This window comes from Actinospica durhamensis (assembly GCF_018139695.1).
GTDB classification, from domain to species: Bacteria; Actinomycetota; Actinomycetes; order Streptomycetales; family Catenulisporaceae; genus Actinospica; species Actinospica durhamensis.
On record NZ_JAGSOG010000726.1, the window covers coordinates 1 to 463 of the forward strand.

General features: G+C 61.6%; 1 protein-coding gene. It reads right to left on the bottom strand.

From position 1 onward, the window contains the following. Positions 1-463 (bottom strand): YhjD/YihY/BrkB family envelope integrity protein (locus tag KDL01_RS47190; RefSeq protein WP_212534269.1); only part of this gene is annotated, 463 nt, incomplete at both ends.

The window sequence follows — 463 nt, forward strand, 5'->3', positions numbered from 1 at the left end:
CCCCGCGATCCTGCTGCAGTTTGCCGATGAGGTGCAGCGCTTTAAGCTTCGTCAGCAGGTCGACCAGGTAATCGGCTTCCAACTGCAGACGCCGGCCAATATCGCGCTCGGCAACCGTACGCGGCGCCTGTTCTCGCGCGCGATACAGCAGCAACAGAACACCCAGCGCATCAAAGAACTCGCTGCCCGGAAATGTGCGCCGCTGCCAGTAGCCCTGCCGGATGATCGGCAGCGTCGAGGCGATGGTCGCACCGAGCAGCGTCACCAGCCAGCTCACATAGATCCACGTCAGGAAGATCGGCAGCGTGGCAAACGCGCCGTAGACGGCCGTGTAGGTGGGGATATGCGCGACGTAAGCGCCAAAGACGCGTTTGGCGATTTCAAATGCCCCGGCGGCAATCAGGCCGGCAATGAACGCATCGCGCCGTTGCACGTTGGTATTCGGCACGAATACGTAGAGCAT